This window comes from Roseateles sp., from assembly GCF_031397715.1.
Classification (GTDB): domain Bacteria; phylum Pseudomonadota; class Gammaproteobacteria; order Burkholderiales; family Burkholderiaceae_C; genus Paucibacter_A.
Window position 1 is genome coordinate 1 of record NZ_JANNMI010000087.1, and the last position, 7,689, is coordinate 7,689.

The window sequence follows — 7,689 nt, forward strand, 5'->3', positions numbered from 1 at the left end:
GATTGCAAGGGAGACGACACGATGGATGACCTGACAGCTGACCTGGCGGCACTGGGCGAGAGCATCGCCGACGTGCTGGCCACCGAGAGCGAAAGCCGCAAGGTGCACGCTTTCATCGACGGCAAGAACGAACTGGACGCAACGATCTGGAACCAGGCCAAGGAACTCGGCTGGCTGGCGGTCGGACTGCCCGAGGACTTCGGCGGGCTTGGCATGGGTGTGCAGGGCCTGGCGGTCCTGCATCGCGAACTGGGCCGGCGCGTCGCTCCGGGCGCATTCGTGTCGACGCTGTCCGCGGCGCAGACGCTGGTGGATTGCGCCGACAAGGCGCTGCAGGAGAAATATCTTCCCCGCGTGGCATCGGGTGACCTGTCCATCGGCATTCCGTCCGCATCGCTGCAGGCCGGGCCGGGCACGCTCGCCGTCTCCGGCGGCAAGGTCAGCGGCAAGATGACCGAAGTCTTGAGCGCCGCCTCCGCCGGCCTGGTGCTGGTGCCAGTGAAGGACGGCAACGCCGAAGCCTGGGCGCTGATCGACATCGACGGCAAGGCCGCCAGACTCACCGCGCACAAGCTGTGGGACCAGACGCGTTCGTTCTGCACCCTCGAGTGCAACGGCGCGGCGCTTGCCCACCTCGTCGCCGACACCACGCAGGCGTCGGCCTGGCGCGCGCGCCTGGGCATGCACCAGTCGCTGGCGGTGATCGCCGACAGCATGGGCGGGGCCGAGTCCATCCTCAACCTGACAATCGACTACATGAAGACCCGCGTGCAGTTCGACAGGCCCATCGCCTCGTTCCAGGCGCTCAAGCATCGCGTCGCGCGGCTCAAGATCGAATCCGAACTGGCGCGCCACGCCGCGGCGCAGGCCCTGCATTCGGCGGCCGTCGATGAGCCGGATTGCGCGGCCTGGGCCTCGATGTCCAAGGTGACCGTGAGCGACGCCTACTGCCTCATTGCCGCGGACTGTGTCCAACTGCACGGCGGCGTCGGCCACACCTGGGAATTCGACTGCCACCTGTACCTGAAACGTTCCCGGCTGAGCCAGGCCATGGTGGAAAACAACGCATTGCAACTGGATCGTGTCAATGATGCGTTCGCCGCCGCCATGCGCGCTGGACGCTCTGTGCTGGAGCTGCCAATATGAGCGAAATTCTGGCGAAGAAGAACGACCTGGTGGCCTTTCGCGCCGCCATCCGCGACTGGCTGAAGAAGGTCTGCCCGCCGCCCGAATTCGTCGACGAGATGGAAGACGCGGCCGGCAAGGATCACGCCAAGTTCGAAAAGTACCAGCGCGACTGGATGGCCGAGCTGACCAAGGTCGGGCTGGCCACGCCGCACTGGCCGCTGGAGTACGGCGGCGCCGGCCTGTCGTTGAAGCACCTCATCATCGTTTCCGATGAAATGGCGCGCGCCTACGCGCCGCGGCTGGAAATGTACGTGGTATCGCTCAACCACCTTCCGCCGACGCTGCTGGCGTGGGGCAACGAGAAGCAGAAGGCCAAGTACCTGCCGGGCGTGGCGCAACGCGGCACGCCGTGGTGCCAGGGCTTTTCGGAGCCGGGCGCCGGTTCCGACCTGGCGTCGCTGCGCACCAGGGCCGAACTGGTGGGCAACGAGTACGTGATCAACGGTCAGAAGATCTGGTCGTCGCAATCCATGCACGCCGAGTACTGCATCCTGCTGGCGCGCACCGATCCGAACGTCAAGAAGCAGGCCGGCCTCACCTATTTCCTGATGGACATGAAGGCGCCGGGCGTGGAGGTGCGGCCCATCAAGAAGTCCACCGGGCGCGCCGAGTTCTCGGAGCTGTTCCTCACCGACGTGCGCATCCCGGTGGAAGACCGCCTCGGCGAAGAGAACAAGGGCTGGTCGGTGGCCGCGACCACGCTGGCTGCCGAGCGAGGCATGATCCTCTTCGCGGACTGCGAGCGTTTCCGTTACCGCATCGAAGGCCTGTACAAGCAGGCGCTGGAAGACGACGCCGCCTGGCTGAAGGACGACCAGCACCGGCGCGAGTTCATGCGCATCCTGTCGCGGTTGCAGGCGGTGCGTGGCCTGATCCGCGAACTGCTGGAGCACAACCAGCGCGACCCCGACGGCAAGACCATCGCGCCGCCGATCATCAAATTCGCCGCGACCTCCCTGGAGAAGGACTTCTTCGAATTCCTGACGCGCGTGAAGGGCGGGCAGGGCCAGTACATGGAGACCGGGCCTGCGGGCAAGGGTGAAATCCCCGGCAATCCGATGCTGGACTATGTGGACTCGTTCGGGCGCGCCATCGGCGGGGGCACCAGCGAGATCATGCTCAACATGATTGCCGAGCGCGGGTTGGGCATGCCGAGAGACTGACGATGGCGCACCGGCAGGCAATTGCACAGGCAGACCCATGAAGACACGCGTGACGGAGCTGTTGGGTATTCGTTATCCCATCATTCAAGGCGGCATGCATTGGGTCGGCCGCGCCAAGCTGGCCTCCGCCGTGTCCAATGCCGGCGGCCTGGGGATCTTGACGGCACTGACCCAGCCGACCCCCGACGACCTGCGTCGCGAGATTGCGATCTGCAAGGGCATGACCAACAAGCCGTTCGGGGTCAATCTCACGATCTTTCCAATGATCAACAAGCCACCCTACGCCGAGTACGTCGACGCCTTGATCGAGAGCGGCGTGAAGATCATCGAGACCGCTGGCAACAGCCCGCGCGAGTTCCTGCCCAAGCTCAAGGCGAACGGCGTGAAGATCATCCACAAGTGCACTACCGTGCGCCACGCGCTCTCCGCCCAGCGCGATGGGGTGGACATCGTGAGCATCGACGGATTCGAGTGCGCCGGCCATCCGGGTGAGGATGATGTTCCGGGATTGGTGCTGATCCCGGCTGCCACCAAGGCGTTGGTGATCCCGGTGATCGCCTCCGGCGGAATCGGCGACGGCCGCGGCATGGCCGCGGCACTGGCTCTGGGGGCCGACGGCGTGAACATGGGCACCCGCTTCTGCGTCACCGAAGAGGCGCCGATCCACTATCACATCAAGGAGGCGCTGGTGAAAGCCACTGAGCGCGACACCGTGCTCGTCTTCCGCACGATGCGCAATACCGCCCGCATGCTCAAGAACGCCATCTCCGAAGAAGTGGTGGCGATCGAGCGGCGCCCGGGCGGCGCCCAGTTCTCGGATGTCCAGCACCTCGTCGCCGGGGCACGCGGCAGGGTGGCCTTCGAGCAGGGGGACGTGGACGGCGGGATGATCGCCGCCGGCCAGGTGATCGGCCTGATCGACGACATCCCGACCTGCGCCGAGCTCATCGAGCGCATGGTGGCCGATTGCCACCGGCATCTGTTGCGTGCCCTCTCGCTCATGGTGTAGGTTTCGCTGCACGCCGGCACGCTGACATCGTCGCTTCCGACGATGCCGTTCGATTGCCTTGCCAGCAAAATCATGACAAGACGGCTGTGGTGCCAACGTCGGTGCCTGATCCGTTCGAATGGTTCCCTGGACATGTTGACACATGCCGGGCCGATGAGCCGATACCACGGAGAACGACAATGAGCAGGACTGTATGCGTAGCGGGAGTGGGGATGATTCCATTCACCAAGCCCGGGGCGAGCGACTCCTATCCGAAGATGGGGGCAGCGGCGGCGAAGGCGGCGCTCAAGGATGCTGGTGTCGACTACGGGCTGATCGATCAGGCGTACGTAGGTTACGTCTTTGGCGATTCGACCTCTGGCCAGGCTGCCGTATACGGCGTGGGGCTCAGCGGCATCCCGGTGTTCAATGTCAACAACAACTGCGCGTCCGGGTCCAGTGCGCTGTTTCTGGCGCGTCAGGCGATTGCCAACGGCTCGGTGGAGTGCGCGCTGGCGCTGGGATTCGAGCAGATGGTGGCGGGGGCGCTCAAGCCCGCGTACGACGACCGGCCAAGCCCGATGCAACGCTTCGTCGAGACCATGACAGCCCTGCAGGGCATCGAGCCCCAGACGCCGCGCGCCGCGCAGTTCTTTGGCGGAGGCGCGCGGGTGCACATGCAGAAGTACGGCACCCGGCCGGAAACCTTTGCACGCATCTCGGTCAAGGCGCGGCGGCATGGCGCGAACAATCCGTATGCGGTGTTCCGGCAAGAGGTTTCGCTGGAGGCAGTGCTGGATTCGCCGATGATCTTTGAACCGCTGACGCGGTTGCAGTGCTGTCCACCAACCTGTGGCGCGGCGGCGGCGGTGCTCTGTTCGGCGGAATTTGCGCGCAAGCATGGTGTCGAATCGCGTGTGACGATTGCCGCGCAGGCCATGACCACCGACCGCAACAGCACGTTTGATGAAGGCGACATGCGTCGCGTGGTTGGTTACGACATGACGGCGCGCGCCGCGGCCCAGGTCTACGAGGCGGCGGGCATCGGTCCGGAAGATGTCGATGTGGTGGAGCTTCACGACTGCTTCACGGCCAACGAGCTCATCAGCTATGAGGCGCTTGGCCTGGTGAGCGAAGGTGGCGCGGAGCGTTTCATCATGGACGAAGACAATACCTACGGCGGGCGTGTGGTGGTGAATCCATCGGGCGGCCTGTTGTCGAAGGGACATCCGCTCGGCGCAACCGGTCTGGCGCAATGCGTGGAACTGGTGTGGCAGTTGCGGGGTCAGGCTGAGGCGCGGCAGGTGCAAGGCGCACGACTCGCCCTTCAGCACAATCTGGGCCTGGGCGGCGCCTGCGTCGTCACCCTGTACCAGGTGGCATGAGCGCAGTGCAAGCACTATCAACATCAACGATGAGAACAACGTGAACAAGTTGCAAGGGAAAGCCGCCTTGGTATCCGGCTCCGGCCGCGGCATCGGGCGCGAGATCGCACTCAAGCTGGCCGCCGACGGAGCGCGCGTGGTGGTCAATGATCTCGACGCCGAACCGGCTGCTGAAACGATTGCGACGATCAGAGCCAGGGGCGGCGAGGCTGTTGCCTGCGTCGGTAGCGTGACGGCCCCCGACTTCGCCAAGCGTTTCGTCGACACTGCCATCGACAGCTTCGGTGGTCTCGACATCATAGTGAACAACGCAGGCTTTACCTGGGACAACGTGATCCAGAAGATGAGCGACGAGCAGTGGGAGGCGATCATCGGCGTGCACCTGACGGCACCTTTCCGCATTCTGCGCGCCGCCTCGGACTTCATCCGCGATGCGGCAAAGAAGGAAGCCGAGGCGGGCCGCGAAGTTTTCCGCAAGGTCGTCAATGTGTCGTCCACCTCGGGCGTCTTCGGCAACGCCGGGCAATCCAACTACGCCGCGGCCAAGGCCGGCGTCAACGGCCTGACCAGGGCCCTGGCCAAGGAATGGGGACGATACAAGGTCACGGTCAATAGCGTCGCCTTCGGCCTGATCGCCACGCGCCTCACCCAGCCACTGACCAGCGGCGAAGCCAGCGTCGAGATCGAGGGGCGTCAGATCAAGGTCGGCATCCAGCCGGATCGTCTCAAGGCGTCCGAAACGACGATCCCGCTCGGCCGCGCCGGCACGGCGGAAGAGGCGGCCGGCGCCGTGTACCTGTTCTGCATACCCGAATCGAACTACGTCAGCGGCCAGGTGCTGGTCTGCGGCGGCGGCCGGCCCTGAGGCCGAGGACGAAGACCATGGACGGCTACCGCAGCCCGTGGCTGGACGTTGACCTCGAACTCCTGCGCGACTCGACGCGCAAGTTCTTCGAGCGCGAATGCGTGCCGCACGACGCGCGCTGGCGCCGCGAGGGCATGGCCGACAGCGAAATCTGGCGCAAACTGGGGACCATGGGCCTGCTCTGCGCCAGCATTCCCGAGCAATACGGCGGCGGCGGCGGCAGCTTCGCCCACGAGGCGGTGATTTGCACCGAGCAGGCGCGGGCCCTGGTCACCTGCTTCAGCAACAACGTGCACAGCGGCATCCTCGCCCACTACCTGCTCAACTTCGGCGGCGAAGAGCAGAAGCTGAAATGGTTGCCGCGGATGGCCACCGGAGAGCTGGTCGGGGCGATCGCCATGAGCGAGCCGGGTGCAGGTTCGGACCTGCAGGCCATACGCACGAGCGCCGTGCGCCAGGGCGACGAGTACCTGATCAACGGTTCGAAGACCTTCATCACCAACGGCTATCACGCCAACCTGATCTGCGTCGCGGTCAAGACCGATCCGACGCAGCGTGCCAAGGGCGTCTCCCTGATCATGATCGAGACCGATGGGCTGGCCGGCTTCCGCCGCGGCCGCCTGCTGGAGAAGATCGGCCAGACCGGGCAGGACACCGCCGAGCTGTTCTTCGACGACCTGCGGGTGCCTGCCGCGAACCTCCTGGGGACCCGCGAGGGCTGCGGCTTCATCCAGCTGATGGAGCAGTTGCCGCGCGAGCGCATGCTGATCGCGCTGCAGGCTGCCGTCATCATGGAGCGCGCGGTGGCCGAGACCACGGCCTACGTCGCTGAACGCAAGCTGTTCGGCAAGCGGCTGCTCGACATGCAGAACACCCGGTTCAAGCTGGCCGAATGCAAGACCATCGCCACCATTGCCCGGATTTTTGTCGACAGCTGCGTGATGCGCGTCCTCGACGGAACACTGGACGCGCCCACCGCGGCCATGGCCAAGTGGTGGTCAACGCAGATGAACTGCCAGGTCCTCGACGAATGCCTGCAACTGTTCGGGGGCTATGGCTACATGAGCGAATATCCGATCGCGCGCATGTACGCCGACAGCCGTGTCGGCAAGATCTACGGCGGCGCCAACGAGGTCATGAAGGAGTTGATCGCGCGCTCCATGGAGCCATGATCCAGAATCCCGCCCTTCGTTATTGGCCCGGGGGTTTGCCGCAGAAGTTGCACTATCGTCGACTGACAGGGAGAAGAGCATGGGCAACAGCAAGATGATGGAAAACAAGGTGGTGCTGGTCACCGGCGCTGGGGGCGGCATCGGTCGTGATATCGCACTGGCGATGGCGCGCGAGGGTGCGCGCGTGGTGGTCAACGACGTCGGTGCCTCGGTGGCCGGGGAGGGCAGCAATGCCGGCCCGGCGCAGCAGGTGGTGGACGAGATCCGCGCCCTGGGCGGCGAGGCGGTCGCCAACAGCGACAGCGTCGCCGAGCCGGTCGCCGCTCAGCGCATGGTCGATACCGCGCTCGACAGCTTTGGCCGCATCGACTGCGTGGTGAACAACGCGGGTATCCTGCGCGACCGCTTCTTCCACAAGATGGGCATGGATGAATGGGACGCCGTGATCAAGGTGCATCTCTACGGGGCCTACTACGTCAGCCGCGCCGCGGCCAACTATTTCAAGGAGCAGGCGTCGGGCGCCTACATACACATGACGTCGACCTCGGGCCTGATCGGCAACTTTGGCCAGGCCAACTACGCTGCCGCCAAACTCGGTGTCGTCGCGCTGTCCAAGTCGATCGCGCTCGACATGCAGAAATTCAATGTTCGCTCGAACTGCATCGCACCCTTTGCTTGGAGCCGGATGATCGGCTCCATTCCCACCGACACGCCGGAACAGAAGGCGCGCGTCGAGCGTATCAAGCAGATGACGCCGGCCAAGATTGCACCGCTGGCCGTGTGCCTGGCCAGCGATGCCGCGGCTGGCACCAACGGGCAGATTTTCGCCGTGCGCAACAACGAGATTTTTCTGATCAGCCAGCCACGCCCGGTGCGTTCGGTGCAGCGCTCGGAAGGGTGGACGCCGCAAACGGTGGCCGAGCATGCG

The 7,689-nt window shown here is 65.0% G+C and carries 7 protein-coding genes; all 7 read left to right on the forward strand.

All coding sequences use genetic code 11. The annotated features are described in order from the left end of the window. A partial coding sequence (locus RMO57_RS03820) for an acyl-CoA dehydrogenase family protein (protein ID WP_310384386.1) occupies positions 1 to 1,146 on the forward strand: 1,146 nt, incomplete at its 5' end. Continuing rightward, positions 1,143 to 2,351, forward strand: a complete 1,209-nt coding sequence (locus RMO57_RS03825; protein ID WP_310384388.1) for an acyl-CoA dehydrogenase family protein — start codon at positions 1,143 to 1,145, stop codon at positions 2,349 to 2,351. The genes RMO57_RS03820 and RMO57_RS03825, both read left to right, overlap by 4 nt. 37 nt (positions 2,352 to 2,388) lie before the next feature. Continuing rightward, complete coding sequence (locus RMO57_RS03830) at positions 2,389 to 3,360, forward strand: nitronate monooxygenase family protein (RefSeq protein ID WP_310384389.1); 972 nt, start codon at positions 2,389 to 2,391, stop codon at positions 3,358 to 3,360. Positions 3,361 to 3,539: 179 nt separating this feature from the next. After that, a complete protein-coding gene (locus RMO57_RS03835) occupies positions 3,540 to 4,724 on the forward strand; it encodes a lipid-transfer protein (RefSeq protein ID WP_310384391.1) in 1,185 nt (394 codons plus the stop codon). 40 nt (positions 4,725 to 4,764) lie between these two features. Then, positions 4,765 to 5,589, forward strand: a complete 825-nt coding sequence (locus tag RMO57_RS03840) for an SDR family NAD(P)-dependent oxidoreductase (RefSeq protein WP_310384393.1) — start codon at positions 4,765 to 4,767, stop codon at positions 5,587 to 5,589. 17 nt (positions 5,590 to 5,606) lie between these two features. After that, positions 5,607 to 6,761, forward strand: a complete 1,155-nt coding sequence (locus RMO57_RS03845) for an acyl-CoA dehydrogenase family protein (RefSeq protein WP_310384395.1) — start codon at positions 5,607 to 5,609, stop codon at positions 6,759 to 6,761. A 94-nt stretch (positions 6,762 to 6,855) separates the two neighbouring features. Then, the coding region (locus tag RMO57_RS03850) for an SDR family NAD(P)-dependent oxidoreductase (protein ID WP_310384397.1) at positions 6,856 to 7,689 on the forward strand (834 nt) is incomplete at its 3' end.

Coding starts and splice junctions, on each gene's coding strand:
- RMO57_RS03825 (WP_310384388.1), top strand. CDS start 1,143: ATGAGCGAAATTCTGGCGAAGAAGAACGACCTGGTGGCCTTTCGCGCC.
- RMO57_RS03830 (WP_310384389.1), top strand. CDS start 2,389: ATGAAGACACGCGTGACGGAGCTGTTGGGTATTCGTTATCCCATCATT.
- RMO57_RS03835 (WP_310384391.1), top strand. CDS start 3,540: ATGAGCAGGACTGTATGCGTAGCGGGAGTGGGGATGATTCCATTCACC.
- RMO57_RS03845 (WP_310384395.1), top strand. CDS start 5,607: ATGGACGGCTACCGCAGCCCGTGGCTGGACGTTGACCTCGAACTCCTG.